Annotated in this window: 16 protein-coding genes; 7 read left to right on the top strand and 9 right to left on the bottom strand. The window is 42.9% G+C overall.

The annotated features are described in order from the left end of the window. The first annotated feature begins 88 nt into the window (after window positions 1-88). Window positions 89-736, top strand: a complete 648-nt coding sequence (locus H2O73_RS11410; RefSeq protein WP_182108975.1) for a glutathione S-transferase family protein — start codon at window positions 89-91, stop codon at window positions 734-736. Between the two features lie 139 nt (window positions 737-875). Here the strand turns inward: H2O73_RS11410 and H2O73_RS11415 are convergent, their stop codons facing one another. The 3 genes from H2O73_RS11415 to H2O73_RS11425 are packed head-to-tail and all read right to left on the bottom strand — an operon-like array spanning window position 876 to window position 3,314. Next, entirely contained in the window at window positions 876-1,628 is a 753-nt protein-coding gene (locus H2O73_RS11415; RefSeq protein ID WP_182108976.1) for a TSUP family transporter, read from the bottom strand. Then, window positions 1,615-2,823, bottom strand: coding sequence for a hypothetical protein (locus H2O73_RS11420; protein WP_182108977.1), 1,209 nt, complete (start codon window positions 2,821-2,823; stop codon window positions 1,615-1,617). Before H2O73_RS11420 ends, H2O73_RS11415 begins: the two co-directional genes overlap by 14 nt. Further along, window positions 2,820-3,314: a cysteine dioxygenase gene (locus H2O73_RS11425; RefSeq protein ID WP_182108978.1), complete on the bottom strand. Its 495-nt coding sequence runs from the start codon at window positions 3,312-3,314 to the stop codon at window positions 2,820-2,822. The genes H2O73_RS11420 and H2O73_RS11425 overlap by 4 nt, the downstream gene beginning before the upstream one ends. A gap of 124 nt (window positions 3,315-3,438) precedes the next feature. Between H2O73_RS11425 and H2O73_RS11430 the strand changes: the two genes are divergently transcribed. After that, entirely contained in the window at window positions 3,439-4,791 is a 1,353-nt protein-coding gene (locus H2O73_RS11430) for an aminotransferase-like domain-containing protein (protein ID WP_182108979.1), read from the top strand. Between the two features lie 80 nt (window positions 4,792-4,871). Here H2O73_RS11430 and H2O73_RS11435 read toward each other — a convergent pair whose 3' ends face one another. After that, window positions 4,872-5,249: an ATP-binding protein gene (locus tag H2O73_RS11435; protein ID WP_182108980.1), complete on the bottom strand. Its 378-nt coding sequence runs from the start codon at window positions 5,247-5,249 to the stop codon at window positions 4,872-4,874. A gap of 132 nt (window positions 5,250-5,381) precedes the next feature. Here H2O73_RS11435 and metA point away from each other — a divergent pair, with 132 nt between their 5' ends. Together metA and pilW are read left to right on the top strand one after the other, a co-directional pair. Continuing rightward, complete coding sequence (metA, locus tag H2O73_RS11440; protein ID WP_182108981.1) at window positions 5,382-6,323, top strand: homoserine O-acetyltransferase MetA; 942 nt, start codon at window positions 5,382-5,384, stop codon at window positions 6,321-6,323. A 133-nt stretch (window positions 6,324-6,456) separates the two neighbouring features. Further along, window positions 6,457-7,173, top strand: coding sequence for a type IV pilus biogenesis/stability protein PilW (gene pilW / locus H2O73_RS11445; protein WP_182108982.1), 717 nt, complete (start codon window positions 6,457-6,459; stop codon window positions 7,171-7,173). A 45-nt stretch (window positions 7,174-7,218) separates the two neighbouring features. Here pilW and rlmF read toward each other — a convergent pair whose 3' ends face one another. Together rlmF and H2O73_RS11455 are read right to left on the bottom strand one after the other, a co-directional pair. Continuing rightward, a complete protein-coding gene (gene rlmF, locus H2O73_RS11450) occupies window positions 7,219-8,304 on the bottom strand; it encodes a 23S rRNA (adenine(1618)-N(6))-methyltransferase RlmF (protein ID WP_182108983.1) in 1,086 nt (361 codons plus the stop codon). Between the two features lie 10 nt (window positions 8,305-8,314). Beyond that, entirely contained in the window at window positions 8,315-8,809 is a 495-nt protein-coding gene (locus H2O73_RS11455) for a M48 metallopeptidase family protein (RefSeq protein ID WP_182109124.1), read from the bottom strand. A gap of 134 nt (window positions 8,810-8,943) precedes the next feature. Here H2O73_RS11455 and H2O73_RS11460 point away from each other — a divergent pair, with 134 nt between their 5' ends. Beyond that, window positions 8,944-9,174, top strand: coding sequence for a glutaredoxin family protein (locus H2O73_RS11460; RefSeq protein ID WP_182108984.1), 231 nt, complete (start codon window positions 8,944-8,946; stop codon window positions 9,172-9,174). 79 nt (window positions 9,175-9,253) lie between these two features. On the opposite strand, the gene H2O73_RS11465 is transcribed toward H2O73_RS11460, so the two are convergent. Both H2O73_RS11465 and H2O73_RS11470 read right to left on the bottom strand, forming a co-directional pair. Continuing rightward, on the bottom strand, window positions 9,254-10,177 hold the full coding sequence (locus H2O73_RS11465; protein ID WP_182108985.1) for an arginase family protein: 924 nt from the start codon (window positions 10,175-10,177) through the stop codon (window positions 9,254-9,256). 145 nt (window positions 10,178-10,322) lie between these two features. After that, on the bottom strand, window positions 10,323-10,775 hold the full coding sequence (locus H2O73_RS11470) for a GNAT family N-acetyltransferase (RefSeq protein ID WP_182108986.1): 453 nt from the start codon (window positions 10,773-10,775) through the stop codon (window positions 10,323-10,325). A 255-nt stretch (window positions 10,776-11,030) separates the two neighbouring features. Between H2O73_RS11470 and H2O73_RS11475 the strand changes: the two genes are divergently transcribed. Then, a complete protein-coding gene (locus H2O73_RS11475; protein ID WP_182108987.1) occupies window positions 11,031-12,272 on the top strand; it encodes an NRAMP family divalent metal transporter in 1,242 nt (413 codons plus the stop codon). Window positions 12,273-12,338: 66 nt separating this feature from the next. On the opposite strand, the gene H2O73_RS11480 is transcribed toward H2O73_RS11475, so the two are convergent. Continuing rightward, window positions 12,339-13,208, bottom strand: coding sequence for a LysR family transcriptional regulator (locus tag H2O73_RS11480; protein ID WP_220457569.1), 870 nt, complete (start codon window positions 13,206-13,208; stop codon window positions 12,339-12,341). A 101-nt stretch (window positions 13,209-13,309) separates the two neighbouring features. On the opposite strand from H2O73_RS11480, the gene H2O73_RS11485 reads away from it, so the two are divergent. After that, on the top strand, window positions 13,310-14,524 hold the full coding sequence (locus tag H2O73_RS11485; RefSeq protein ID WP_182108988.1) for an MFS transporter: 1,215 nt from the start codon (window positions 13,310-13,312) through the stop codon (window positions 14,522-14,524). The last annotated feature ends 23 nt before the right edge of the window (window positions 14,525-14,547 follow it).

Below are 14,547 nucleotides of genomic sequence, written 5' to 3' on the forward strand. Positions count from 1 at the left end.
AAAACTATCCGTTAGTGCAACAGAAAACAATCAGATATTGTGATTTCAAACCTTAGTTAATCACTGCATACACTGCATGGAGGCTTCAATGCAACTGTTTATTGGTAACCAAAACTACTCAAGCTGGTCACTTCGCGCGTGGCTGATCTTCTCTCAATATAATTTGGATGTGGAAGTGATCAAGCTGACGCTGTTTACTGACGATTTCTATAAAACGTTGAAGGACATAACACCAACAGCCAAAGTACCTACCTTGGTTCATGGCGACATAATTGTGTGGGATTCGCTCGCAATTTTAGAGTATATAAATGAACAACACCTACAAGGAAAAGCATGGCCAAGTGATGCTGCAGAGAGAGCTAAAGCGCGCGCAATTACGGCTGAAATGCACTCAGGTTTTGTCGATTTGAGAAACGAACTGCCAATGAACATCCGCGCTCGTAGAAAGGTTGAGTTAAGTAATGGTGCACTGAAGGATATCACGCGTATAGACGCGATTTGGTCAGAGCAAGCAGAGCAGTACCCAGATGGTTGGTTGTTTGGTGAGTGGTCAATCGCCGATGCCATGTACGCACCTGTCGCGCTGCGTTTCCTAACCTACGGGGTTGAACTTTCAGAGAGTGCGAAAGCCTACCAACAAAAGGTATTGGCAAGCGCTTCATTGCAACATTGGTTAGAGGAAGCACGCTTAGACAATGACATTATTGAAGAGGATGAGACTGGCGAAGTAGTTTAATAGCTCATATCCGAACTTACCGTTACATCATTTTGTACCGGAAGGAACGAGCGTGATAGCCAGCCACTATACACGCTCAATTTCTGCCCTAAAGCTTCTCAGACTCTTCGTATTACTTTTAAATAGAGCCAATTACCGGTTAGTTCATGAACAGCATTTTTGTAGACACACCTATAGAGACCGCGATCATAGCGAACTTGATAAGCGGCTTACCCTTAGACAAAACCAGCTGCGCACCAATTTTTCCTCCGATAACTTGTCCGATAAACATCAACAAACCAACATCCCAAAGAATGTACCCATCGTAGATAAAATAAAGCAGTGCTGCCAAGTTACTGCTTAAATTAAGTATCTTCGTTTGCGCTGTTGCCTTTACTAAATTAAACCCTAATAAAAATACTAGCGATATGGCAAAAAAAGAGCCTGTTCCCGGACCAAAAAAACCATCATAGAAGCCAATAGCAGTCGCAACTACGAGAGTATAGACATAAGGTGATATTTTCTTCTCTTGATCAACGTCACCTATATTTGGCGAAAACAAAAAGTAAAGTGAAAAGCCAATGAGTAGAAATGGAACGATAAGAGAGAGAAAGTCACTATCAATCATCGTTAAAACCATTCCGCCTAAGAAAGAACTAAAGAATGTCGCCAGCATCATCCACTTTACTTCACCAAACTTAATGTCGCCGGTTTTTAAAAAGTGCAATGAAGCAGATAACGTTCCTCCTACTCCACCTAGTTTGTTAGTAGCAATCGCCGACACTGGAGGTAAGCCACACATTAACATGGCTGGAATCGTAATCAGCCCTCCACCACCAGCTAAAGCGTCAATACATCCAGCAATAATTGCAGCCAAAAACAGAAACATTAATAGTTCATTAGCAAGTTCCATAGTTTTGCTCCTCTATATCAAGGGCATTACAATGGACCAAATATTGTCTGCAAAGGCTTCTTCTTAAAACCACCCCATCAACTTCCACGTTGTAGGAGTCGTTGGCGATTTTCTCACGACCGTGTGTCACATTTCTCTGGTCTTTTGAAGCTAAGTTTGGGAACAATAGAATATCAGAAGCCTCTACGACAACCTCCAAACTAGGGCATGCAATGGCGTGTTCGCAGAACTCAGCAAATAGCGCTTTATCCTCCTCGTTATTGCCCACATAAACCATTCGATGGGAGGCTAAGTTGATGCAGGTACCCAAGATTTCCCCTTGATCACTGAGCAATAAGGGAGGCACAATATTGCCCACAAAACCTGAAATTTCACCGTCTGCAGGTCCCGCAATATGCGCGACAGGCATTTCCGATAACTTCTTGAATTCAGATTGACCAAAACCTTGCTCTATCAGATACTTCTGAAGTATTTCCGGTGATGTTATTAATGTTTTAGTGTTCTTGTTCACTATCCCTGTCAACATTGTTGCGTCAACCCTAGAGTATTTGCCACATAAGACTTGTGCTCGAAAGTCCTTTTCTGACAAACCCAAAACACGAGCAGATATCGAACTAGAGGTTCCAAGCCGTTTCAAATATTGTTCAAGTTCTCGTGTTGTCTTAATAGCGGTATAGACAGTCGCATCACTATGTTGAAGGAACTCTCCACCTCCAGTACTAGCACTCAAAGTTCTACTTCCTTGATCACATATTGGCGATACCATGTGGAACCTGTTTTTTCCACCATGCTCAGATGGGTGAATGATATTGGTATGACGAAAGAGCAAAGCCAGCGCCCACGAAATCCACTCAGTAAAAAAACAAATCTTCATTCTGTCGTAGCAGTTAGTACTGTAGTCGAACCCCCTAATTTCCCTTGGCGCCATCAAAGTACCCGGAGGCTCTCCAGCAATATTTTTGATGTGTACTGTAGGTATAGAAGGAACAGTACTGTTTTGAACTTTTCTAATTAGTTTACTGAGTGCCACGCCTTCTCTGTCATCTGCAGAGATTAAAGCTGAGAACATAAACTGACTCAATGCTTGAGCATAATGCAGTTCACACGTGTAAGGGTTTATATCCTTCAAATGGAGAGTTATGTATTTATGTAGTGCGTTCTTGATACTTCCATCTAGCTCAAAAGTTTTAATCACAACACCACCTCTTCTATCAATTGGCTATCGCTCTCTTGATCCGCTACTTGATAATGTTCAATCGGCGGGGAGTAGAAATGAATAGAAACGGCATTCTCAGCATAGTCATTTGCTATTTCATGAAAATTGTCCACCCCTGAGAGCACGATATACTGAGAGAGTGAAAGCTTGTTGGCAGACGTCAAAAACACTTTTCCACCTTCTTGTACAAAGTTAGTATTTTTCAAAGCGCCTTTAATTACCTTAAATGCACAAACCGAACCGGCGTGGTTATGTATTTTGCTTTTTTGTTCCGGCTTCCAACATAGAACGAGAACTTCAAATCTGTCCGTTTTTATTACACGATTTCTGGAATAGCCTCCATTTTCAAACCTGACATAATCAGCCACATCACTAGCGCCTATATCTGTATTCGACAAATGCGATTTAATAGACGAAATATCACGACATGCCGATAGTTTCTCTATTAGTTCCTTGAGTTTTGGGGTCATTGCTCTTCCATTCGATTAATTGCAACAATGAGTGTTACGTTAATAAAATATTGAGTTAAGGAATATATACAGTTGTGAACGATCTGTTGTATAACAGATATGGTCAATTAATATTCTATAAGTTATGGAAAACAAACCAATCTACCGACGCATTGCGGACAGTATTATTGAATCAATCCAAAAAGGGGGGATCGTCCAAGATACCAAGCTCCCTTCGATACGAAAGCTTGCGAAAGAATATGATGTTAGTAACCTTACAGCGCTCAATGCGATGCGTCTGTTAGAAGATGAGCGCATTGTTTATGCAATGCCTAAGAAAGGATATTTCGTCAGAAGCACGCTGCTAAGTTTTGATGGCGATAATATTTCTAACGAAAAAGAGCAACTCTATTCGCTACTAGCCTCGGAGAACGACTCGGGGTTGACCTTATCGAATGGACACATCGACCTGTATCCGGTTCAAAAGATCAGTAAAATCATGCGAAAGCAAATTTATCAGAACCCTAATTTGCTCGGCGGGTGTATTTCTGGACATGGCCATGAGTTATTGATAGACGAAATCATAAGACGTGCCATCGAATATGGATGCTCGTTTTCTAAGAACGAAATATGTATCACAAATGGTGGGCTCGAATCTTTGTCTCTTGCTTTACGAGCCACCACTTCTCCGGGCGATACCGTTCTTGTGCAATCACCAACCTACTTCTACACGTTGAAGTTCATCTCTGAATTAGGTCTAAAATGTATCAGCGTTAGAAAATTCGACGACATTGAACACCATCTTGAAAGCCATAAAATTAAGGTTATGGTGTTTAACGCTAATTTCAATAATCCCGATGGGATGCTGCTAGATGAAAGTCAAAAGCAACGACTTGTTGAACTATCGAAATTGCATCGCTTCACGATTATCGAAGATGACGTTTATGGTGATATTCATTTTACTGAAAGAAGACCAAAGCCCCTTCGCGCTTATTCATCTGATATCATTCTGTGTAATACTTTTACTAAAGCAATAGGACCGGGTCTAAGAATTGGGTGGATAGCAGCGAGTAACCATACCTCGCAGGTCAAAGAGCTAAAACAAAGCACTTCAAAATATACAGCCGAGTTCCCGCAAGCCGCGATAGCAGAGTTTTTACGCTCAGGTGGCTACGATCTTCACATGCGCAAACTCAGAGCAACACTCGCTTCATTTCGTGACGAGGTACGTTTAACCATTTTGGAAACATTTCCTGAGGGAACTTGGGTATCAAAACCCGAAGGCGGCTTCGTTTTGTGGGTTAAGCTGCCTCACCATCTACCCAACCTAGAAACGAAAATCGAACAAGCTTTGAGCTTAGGGAACTACTTTGTACCCGGACACTTCTTCTCTCTCGAAGAAGATTATAATCACTGTCTAAGGCTAAATTTTGGCTTTGGTTTGACTGAAGAGGTAAAAACAGCAATCCAACAATTGGGACGGACTTTTAGCGAATAATCGTCATAACTTCGTTAAACAACGCACCACTACACTCTAAGAGGTTTTTATCCAAAAGCGAGTTAGGGTCACTGAATTACCTACTTCCACTCTTGCCAGCGAGTGCGCATTTTATCAATCACGCTTTGTTCTACGTTATGGACGCTGCCATAGTTACCGTTGCATTCAACTATTTCAAACTGTGCAGCTAGCTTCTTCGCCATCTCAAAATAAGGCTTAATTTCCCAACGACGCACAAAGGTATTTGATACCACAACATCGTCGCCTCGACGTAGCGCCATTTCCGTTTGTTTTTGGCACCAACGGTGCGCGTTCTCTAGTTGGCTAGCGTCAAAGCAGTACTCTCCTTTTGCATTGACGAAGTACATGTCAGCTTCAAAATGGAGCGCAGAATAGCGCTTGGCGAGCGTGCTTTTTCCCGAACCGGGTAAGCCTCGAATCAGTGTGAGTTTTGCCATAGGAAAGATGTGAAAGGATCAGTCTAGTTGGATGATTGAAGATTATACTTAAATTTGCTGTCGACATCTCAAATTGATTGATGTAACTTTGGATGTATAGACGTCCATAGAAACCGCTTTAGGGAGAAAGCCGTGCCTATTAAGATACCAGATCAACTGCCTGCATCCGATATTTTGCGCGAAGAGCACATCTTCGTCATGACAGAGAAACGCGCCGCAACTCAAAATATTCGCCCGCTGAAAGTATTGATCCTCAATCTTATGCCGAAAAAAATTGAGACGGAAACTCAGTTTTTGCGCCTGCTATCCAACAGCCCGCTTCAAGTTGATATTGAGCTGCTGCGTATTGATAACCGACCAAGCAAAAACACACCGACTCAACATTTAGACACCTTCTATCGCCAATTTGAAATGGTCAAAGATCGTAATTTTGATGGTTTGATCATTACAGGGGCACCTTTGGGGTTGGTGCAATTTGAAGATGTGATTTACTGGGAACATTTGCAAAGCATCATGACTTGGGCAAAAGAACATGTCACCTCTACACTCTACGTATGCTGGGCAGCACAAGCTGGGCTTAAACTACTATACGATTTACCTAAGCGCACCCGTAAAGAGAAACTGTCTGGGGTGTATAAGCATCAAACTCAGAACAACTATCACCCTATTTTGCGTGGTTTTGATGATGAGTTCTTAGCGCCGCATTCTCGCTACGCCGATTTCACCTCTGAGTACCTACAAACTCATACTGACTTAGACATATTGGCAACCTCCGATGTGGCTGGTGTTTATTTGGCCTCCACTAAAGACAAACGTAACGTTTTTGTCACTGGTCACCCAGAATACGATGCCAATACGCTGCACGCCGAATACGTTCGTGATTTAAGTGAAGGCATGGAGCCAACCATTCCTGTCAATTACTACCCGAATAACAACCCAGATAACCCACCACGGGCAAGCTGGCGCAGCCATGGGCACTTACTGTTCTCTAATTGGCTTAACTATTGCGTTTACCAACAAACGCCGTTCGATCTCGAACACTTTAGCGAAGCCAATTTCACTAAAGATGATTAAACTCTCAAGGCCATGGTATATGGCCTTTTTTTTCATCCATTGATGCTTACCTACTCGCATCCAGTCAACATCAAGCTCACGATAACCCACAGAGCAAACATATACTCCTAATGATGATTTGAAGGAGTTCGCGATGAAAAAACTGATCTTATCCGCTTCACTCACGTTTGTTTTGCAAGCTTGTGTCACCGTAGATCTTAGTAGCGAACTTGGAACCGAAAGTGACCCTAAAGAAAAAGCCGAAGCACGAATAGCGCTAGGAATGGGCTATTTACAGCAAGGCAATATGGTGAAAGCGAGAGAAAACCTTCAAAAAGCCTACCAACATGCTCCAGATTTTTATCGTTCACAGCTCACTATGGCTCACTACTATGAGCAAGTGGGTGAAAAAAACAAAGCAGAACAACTCTATAAAAGCGCTCTGTCTCAACACCCTGAAAACGGTAATGTACTCAATAACTATGGCACCTTCTTGTGTAAGCAGGGAAACTACCAAACCGCAGACAAATACTTCAATCGAGCCATCGAAAAACCCTTTTATTACTTAATTTCTGGAAGCTATGAAAATGCCGCGTTCTGCGCGCTCAAATCTGGAGATGAAACCAAAGCGATGGGCTATTTTGAACGAGCACTGGATTACGAACCGGCCAGATATCGTTCAGCATTAAATTTAGCGAAACTTGAAATTGAACATGACAAGCTCATGGATGCAAGAATTCGATTAATGCGCTTTACCCAAAGCTATGGACAGAGAAAAGAAGCACTTCAACTGATGATTGCTCTTGAAGAAAAAGCAGGCAATCAAAACCTTGTTGAGCAATACCAAACACAACTCAGCAAGCTGAGCTAATACTCTGTCTGATACATAAAACAGCCCGCAATCGCGGGCTGTTTATTATTTGCTTTTTAGTTTTAACCACTGCTCTCGTTGAGCTTTATCTTTAAAACTCCACGCCACAAATCGGCTGATTTTTTGTCCTTGGCTCATCTCAACAACTATCGCTTGCTTCGCACCTGCTTTTTCTAAGCTCTTGCATAACCAACGCACATTGTCTTTTTTCGAGATCAGCGTGGTAAACCACAATACTTGGTCGGCAAATTCACGGCTTTCAAACGCCATATTTTTAACGAATTCAGCCTCACCACCCGGACACCAAAGCTCAGCTTTTTGCCCACCAAAATTCAATGTTGGTGCTTTGCCTTGTTTTGCGTCCTGTTTCTCTAGCGTCAATTGACCGCGTTTCGCTTTGTGGGCGTAGAGGTTATTCAGTTTTCGTTCTGTGCCCTGCTGCGCTTCTTTTAAAGAGGCATGAAATGGCGGGTTACAGGTTGTAACGTCATAAAACTCGTTCGGTTGGATAATGTCTTTAAAGAAGTGACGGCTGTTACTTTGCAAACGGCACTCAACTTTACCCTTCAGCACCGCGTTAGACTGAGCTATCACATTTGCATTGTTTACCGAGACAAGATCCACATCGCTACCAACATAATTCCAACCATATTGAGTGGCACCAACAATAGGGTAAATACAGTTCGCACCTACACCGATATCAAGCGCACGAATTAACTTGTGGTTAAGTTTCGGCGCTTCATTGGCGAGCAGTTCTGCAACACGATGAACGTAGTCAGCACGCCCTGGAATTGGTGGACAAAGATACCCTTGGGGAATATCCCACTGCGTGACACCGTAATGTTCAACCAGCAATGCTTGGTTTAATAACTTAACCGCGACCGGATCATCAAAACGAATTGTTTGTTCACCTAGCGGATTTTTCACCACATATTTGGCTAGCTCAGGTAATGCTTTAACTAAACGCTCAAAATCATAACGACCTTGATGTGCGTTGCGTTTATGTAAGCCCGCTTTACCAGCAATCTTTGCTACTGGCATCGCATTCGCTGACGAAGCCTTCACAGATTTTGCTCTGTTTGGCTTTGATCTAGGCTTACGTTTGGCTTGCGCTTTCTCTTTATCACTCATACTTAATTCGTTATTTCAATTCTTGATAAATCATAAACAAACGCGCATCTAACTCTAGTTGGTGATACTCCGGCTCCATATGGCAGCAGAGCTGATAAAACGCTTTGTTATGATCTTTTTCTTTTATATGAGCCAACTCATGAACCACCAGCATGCGCAACAATGGCTCTGGCGCATTCTTAAACACGCTAGCAATTCGGATTTCATTTTTTGATTTTATCTTGCCACCATGCACCTTGGCAGCATAGGTGTGCAGCCCTAGTGCATTGTTGATCAAATGTATTTTACTATCATAGATCACCTTACTTAGTGGCGATGTTTTCTTCATGTACTGGTTTTTTAAAGCCATCGTATATTCATAGAGGGCTTTCTCACTTTGAATAGCATGACGCTGCGGATAACGCTGTTCAAACCATGCACAGAAACGACCAGATTCAAGCAGTTGCGAGACTGGCGTTAAGATATGTTCAGGATAACCTTGGATATAACGAAGAACAGGATTCATAGTGAGTCGATAATCAATCAAATTGGCGCTAAGTCTACCTTAATCGTGTTAAGGCTTCACGGGATTCGTTGTTCAATTCGCCCTATTCGCCTATACTCCAGCCACTTTACACTCCAACAGAGCACTGACTTAGAATGACACGACTGGTTTTATATGTGAAAGATAAGTGCCCGCATTGCAAAGATGCGCAGCGCTACCTTGATTCTAAAGGCTACCCTTACCGTCTTACCAACGCCAAAATGCAACGTGGTCGTAAAGAACTTGATGCGATTGGTGCGCGTTCACTGCCTGTATTGAAGATCGGTGATCAAATAATGATCGGTTGGAATGCGAATAACTTCGAAAAGATGTATAAACGCAAATAGTATTCGACAAGCTTTAATAGACGCTATCAGACATTAAAAAAGGGTGAACGTTATGTTCACCCTTTTTTAATTAAATCGGTTAGCTCCGAAACCCCCAGACTGCATCGATGAGTTTTATCATCAGCTCTTTGGAAATGCCCTGTTGATCTAGTTCAGGTAAATACTCAACAAAGTCGATACCAACAAATTTAGGGTGACTCGCCAGCCCATCAACCAAATGCAAAGCCTCGCGAGCGCTCAAACCGCCTACATTTGGTGTTCCACATGCTCGAAATAAGCTTCCATCAAGGGCGTCGTAGTCAAAAGATACGTAAGCACAATCGTAATTCTTATCAATTATCTCAATAAGCTGATTTAAGACATTGCTAATCCCAAGGGTTTCAATGCTGGTCATATCAAAATTAACCATTGAGTGCTGTTTAATAAGCGCATCTTCATTTGGCATTAAATCGCGCACCGCAACGTAATACACATCTTGAGGATTAAGTACGATGCCAGCGTCAACTGCCCAGTTATTATGCGGGTATTTATCCATCAACATGGCTAACGGTTTACCATGCAAATTGCTGGCAACTGAATCATTGCAATCAGCGTGTGCATCTATCCATATTACCGCGACTCGCTTACCCTGCTGTTTTTGAAAATACTCTAATGTCGCTTGGACCGTTCCAATAGCAATGGAATGATCCCCGCCTAGAGTGATTGGGGTTCGCTGATTTTGATAGCTGTTAAGTACCATCTCTTTAAGCGTATTGGCATAACGGCTTAGAGCCTTCTCTTTGCTGTTTGACTCGGTCAGTTGAAGAACGACTGAATCGGGTTTAACGTCACCAAGATCTCTAATGTCGGCGTTCCAACGGTTATTTCGCACATTGACCCAATCACTTAGCCCTATCCAGTTTGACTCATCTAATCGTCGCAATCCATCGACAGTATTATCTTTGGTTGGGTAACAACCGAGTTGGTTAAATGGTGCACCGATAATGTCGAAGGATTTTGGCATAGTATTCCTCTTTCTTGTTAAAACGTCAGTCGATATACGTCACTTAAAATTAAAGATAATGAATGGGTGATTGCTTTGTTTAAGTAACGTTTTACAACGACCAACTCTAGAGAAATAACGGAAAATGTCGACCAACTACACAATTTTATTCGCAACTAGCTACATTTCGCTGCATATAAACAAATTGCTTGGTTTCACTAGTGATGATAAATCCATGACGTTGATACAATTCACCAACGCGGTTTCCTTGCAAGTAACTCAAGGTAACGGGCAACGCTAAGGATTCAGATTGAGTAATAACCTGTTGGAGAATAGCACTCCCTATCCCATTCCCTTGGAATTCAGGTAAAATGAAAAATCGAGCAAAATGGAGATCTTTGCTTCTTACTTGTATGAGATAGCTACCAATTGGCTGATTTTCGACAAGAAGTATTGTAGGTCGCCCTTCATCCCACTCTTGTTGATGAATCTGCTTTTGGATTGCTTCATTCCAACCGAATACCTGCTCTATCGGTCCCTTCTCAGCCGCCTTCTTCAACTCAAACAAAAACTCGTAGTCAGCTTCTACAGCTGGTCTCGTCGTAAATAAATTGCTCATGGTAATTCAATTTCCAGAGAGGTTATTGGTGGTGATACCACGTTATTCCATACATTCTATGTCATCAAATATTATTTTCTTGGATCTAAACTATTGACAAGTGTGAGATAGCTCTTTAAAATCCGCCGCCAACAAGTAAGCATCTTTAAGAAATTACTTGTTTTACAATCAATTACGAGCACAAGTTCAGCTGATCTTGATCAGTTGTCTTTCTATTTTTTTAAAGATAGAGACACAACAAATTTGAGATTCGGCATGACTACACAAACTTCTACAGCGACCATCAACGCGACGGCTCCAATTCACCAAGAAACCTCTTGGCAAAATAAAGCCATTTTGAGCGTTGCTTTCCTAATGGCGACCACATCTGTGGGCCCAGGCTTCCTAACCCAAACCGCTGTTTTCACCAATATCTACAAAGTAGACATGGCATTCCCTGTATTCGCTTCGATGTTTATCACCTTCGGTATCGTGATGAACTTATGGCGAATCGTTGGCGTATCTGGCTTACGCATTCAAGACATTGCAAACAAAGTTGCTCCGGGTATGGGCTATGTGGTGGGTATTCTGCTCGCTCTCGGCGCCGTTGCATTCAACTTTGGTAACGTTAGCGGAGCTGCGCTAGGTATCAATGTTCTTACTGGTGTCGACACAACTTGGGGCGCACTGTTTACTGGTCTAATCGGTAGCCTACTGTTTGTTGTACACAACGCTTCAAAACGCATGGACCAAATGGCGCGTTACCTCGGTTTATTCATGATTGTTCTTATTGCCTACGTAGCAATGACCAGCCTGCCTCCGATGGGTGAAACCCTAACGGCGGCTGTGGTACCGAGTGACTTTGGTAACCTACTTCTTCCTACGTTAACCATTGTTGGTGGCGCTGTGGGTGGCTACTACACCGGCGCGCAACGTCTGGTTGATATTGGTCTACAAGGTAAAGAGAACGTTCCTACCATTAAAACGGCAGCATGGGCGGGCATTTCCATTGCGGTAGTGATTCGTATCCTCCTGTTCTTAGCGGTATTTGGTGTTATCTCAGCAGGCGCAGTACTTGATAGTTCAAACCCAGCGGCAGACGCGTTCCGCCAAGGTGCGGGCGAAACAGGTTACTTCATCTTTGGTCTGGTACTGTTTGTGGCTTCGATTACTTCGGTTGTCGGCAACTCGTACATGGCTATCTCTTTGATTAAAACACTGTTCCCTGTTGTAGCGCGTAATGAAAAAGCTTGGTGTGTGGCTTTCATTCTAATCACTAGCTTAGGCACAGTAACGATGAATATGCCGATTCTTCTACTGATGCTTGCCGGTTTAGTGAACAGTATTATCCTACCTATCGTGCTTGGTATGGTACTTGCGGCAACTCGTCGTAAAGACATCATTGGTGAATACAAACACCCAATCTACCTAACACTAATCGGGGCACTTATCGTAGTCGTGATGGCAGCATCAAGTGTGACGAACATTAGTAACTTTGTTGCTAAATTCATCGGCTAAATACTCAAGCTGTAAAATTCACAAGGGCTGCATTGATTGCAGCCCTTTTGCTATCGCATTATTTGTTCAGCGGAAGCTTTTCACAAACTCAATAAATGTCCGCTCTGCAATTGATAGATAACCATCTTTACGCCAGGCTAATGCAAGATCCAGTTTGACTGGTTCTTCAAACGGAATACCGACAATATCCGCTTCATGTTGGGTGACCAACTCCAGCAATGCCGTAATAGCAAATTCACGGCGAACAATATTCAATATCAGTGGTAATAGGTTAGTTTCAAAGGCACATTGAAGATCAAGGTTGTTTTGCTTTGCCTTCGATTCAATGTAGTCACGATGGAAATAGCCTTCCCTAAACATCACCAACTCTTGCTGACAAAACTCTTCTAACCGCACTGTCTCTCGATTGGCAAAAGGGTGGTCTTTCGCAACCACCGCAACCATTTCAGAGCGGAGCAAGTGATCGGTTTCAATGTCATCAGGAACATTATCAAGGTTGATCACCCCAATATCGAGTTCACCGTTAAGGAGCATTTTGCGGATGGAGCTAATACCGGCATCAACTAAAGTCAGTTTTAAGCTGGGATATCGGCTTTTAAATGCCATTAGAACTTTTGGAAAAAAGTAAGAACCCATCATACTTGGCGCTCCAAGCCTCACCTCGCCTTTCTCTAGTCCTTTGAGTTCATCCATTGCTAATTTGGCATCATCAATTTGTTGCAACACACGCTTTGCATGCTCTAACAACACTTTGCCTTCATCCGTTAGCTCAACTTTACGCTCGGAACGACGAAACAACGTCATCCCCAATTGTTGTTCAAACTTTTTGATTGAGATGCTGAGTGCCGGCTGCGCAATATGCAGCGCTTTCGCGGCTTGAGTAAAATGCCCAAATTCAGCAACAGTGACGAAATGTTTAAGGTGTTTCGAGTCCATGATATTAAAAATATATAGAGATGATATTTTTAATATATTTTATTTATTCCAAAAGTGCTGATAATTTGATCACAACCGCAACCATTACGACGATGTAGACCATGATCGAATTTGGCACTCCGCAGTATAGACGTGTCACCTTAAGCCTCGCGCTTGGGTCATTTCTGGTGTTCTGCAACCTTTATCTATTCCAACCAATGCTGCCCTTCATGGCGACGCACTTCTCTGTTTCTGAAACTCAAATCAACTGGGTTTTTGCCGCAGCAACTCTGGCACTCTCGTTTTCACTGGTGCCTTGGGCTGTTGGCTCTGAAAATATCGGGCGACGCGTTGTCATGCTCTCTGGCTTAATCGCAATGCCAGTGATAGGCGTAATGATGCTATTTTTTGATTCGTTAATTAGCTTAGTGTTGCTACGAGCTCTAATGGGCGTTGCACTCGCCGCGTTTGCCTCCGTCGCTGTGGCATACATGGTAGAAGAACTTAGCGCAAAAGCGTTTAGCCACGCGATTGGTACTTACATCGCGGCAAACTCACTCGGTGGTATCAGCGGGCGTATTGTGGGCGGAACGCTCACCGATGCTCTAGGCTGGAAAGAAGCCGTCTTAGTGATCGCTTGCTTTACTATTGTCGGTGTCTTACTGGTGGCTTGGCTGCTACCGCAACAGCAAAATTTTAAACCACAAAAAGGGATGATGCGTTACCACAACCGTGCGCTGATCTCCCATTTAAAAAATCGCACCATTTGGCTGGCGATGCTGATTGGTGGCTTGAACTTTGCCTTATTCGTTAATCTCTATTCAGTAATGGGCTTCCGTCTTGTGGCTCCTCCCCATCAGCTTCCCATCGGGCTCGCATCACTGATCTTTCTTTGTTATCTCGCAGGAACACTCAGCTCTACACTCACCTCAGTTTGGAGCGATAGAAAAGAGCCGATTCAAGGAATGCTGCTTGGGACGACAATTAGTTTGGCTGGTATGCTGATTGCCTATTTTGATCACTTAGTTTGGATGACACTAGGATTATTATTGATAAGCTTTGGCGCTTTCTTCACGCACACATTGGCGTACGCCTGGGTTAGCCAAAAAGCAAAACGAGCTAAAGCGACAGCGACGGCACTTTACTTGGTACACTATTATATTGGTGGCAGTATTGGCGGATTTTACCTAATTTATTGCTGGCAACATGGTGGTTGGCAAGCGGTCATCTATGGTGGTAGCGTTCTCTATGCAGGCATCTATTGGCTCTGTTTCCGTTTAGAAGGAAAAAGCAAACCGACTGGGGTGAATTCTGTTATTATTGACAACAAAAAATAAAACTAACACGTCAATAATTTAAC

This window comes from Vibrio marinisediminis, assembly GCF_014050145.1.
GTDB lineage: Bacteria > Pseudomonadota > Gammaproteobacteria > Enterobacterales > Vibrionaceae > Vibrio > Vibrio marinisediminis.

Bases quoted from the DNA above. Each gene is read 5' to 3' on its own strand.
- H2O73_RS11415 (WP_182108976.1), bottom strand. From the start codon at position 1,628: ATGGAACTTGCTAATGAACTATTAATGTTTCTGTTTTTGGCTGCAATT.
- rlmF (WP_182108983.1), bottom strand. From the start codon at position 8,304: ATGAGTGATAAAGAGAAAGCGCAAGCCAAACGTAAGCCTAGATCAAAG.
- H2O73_RS11465 (WP_182108985.1), bottom strand. From the start codon at position 10,177: ATGCCAAAATCCTTCGACATTATCGGTGCACCATTTAACCAACTCGGT.
- H2O73_RS11435 (WP_182108980.1), bottom strand. From the start codon at position 5,249: ATGGCAAAACTCACACTGATTCGAGGCTTACCCGGTTCGGGAAAAAGC.
- H2O73_RS11485 (WP_182108988.1), top strand. From the start codon at position 13,310: ATGATCGAATTTGGCACTCCGCAGTATAGACGTGTCACCTTAAGCCTC.
- H2O73_RS11425 (WP_182108978.1), bottom strand. From the start codon at position 3,314: ATGACCCCAAAACTCAAGGAACTAATAGAGAAACTATCGGCATGTCGT.
- H2O73_RS11480 (WP_220457569.1), bottom strand. From the start codon at position 13,208: ATGGACTCGAAACACCTTAAACATTTCGTCACTGTTGCTGAATTTGGG.
- pilW (WP_182108982.1), top strand. From the start codon at position 6,457: ATGAAAAAACTGATCTTATCCGCTTCACTCACGTTTGTTTTGCAAGCT.
- H2O73_RS11455 (WP_182109124.1), bottom strand. From the start codon at position 8,809: ATGAATCCTGTTCTTCGTTATATCCAAGGTTATCCTGAACATATCTTA.
- H2O73_RS11470 (WP_182108986.1), bottom strand. From the start codon at position 10,775: ATGAGCAATTTATTTACGACGAGACCAGCTGTAGAAGCTGACTACGAG.
- H2O73_RS11410 (WP_182108975.1), top strand. From the start codon at position 89: ATGCAACTGTTTATTGGTAACCAAAACTACTCAAGCTGGTCACTTCGC.
- H2O73_RS11475 (WP_182108987.1), top strand. From the start codon at position 11,031: ATGACTACACAAACTTCTACAGCGACCATCAACGCGACGGCTCCAATT.
- H2O73_RS11460 (WP_182108984.1), top strand. From the start codon at position 8,944: ATGACACGACTGGTTTTATATGTGAAAGATAAGTGCCCGCATTGCAAA.
- H2O73_RS11430 (WP_182108979.1), top strand. From the start codon at position 3,439: ATGGAAAACAAACCAATCTACCGACGCATTGCGGACAGTATTATTGAA.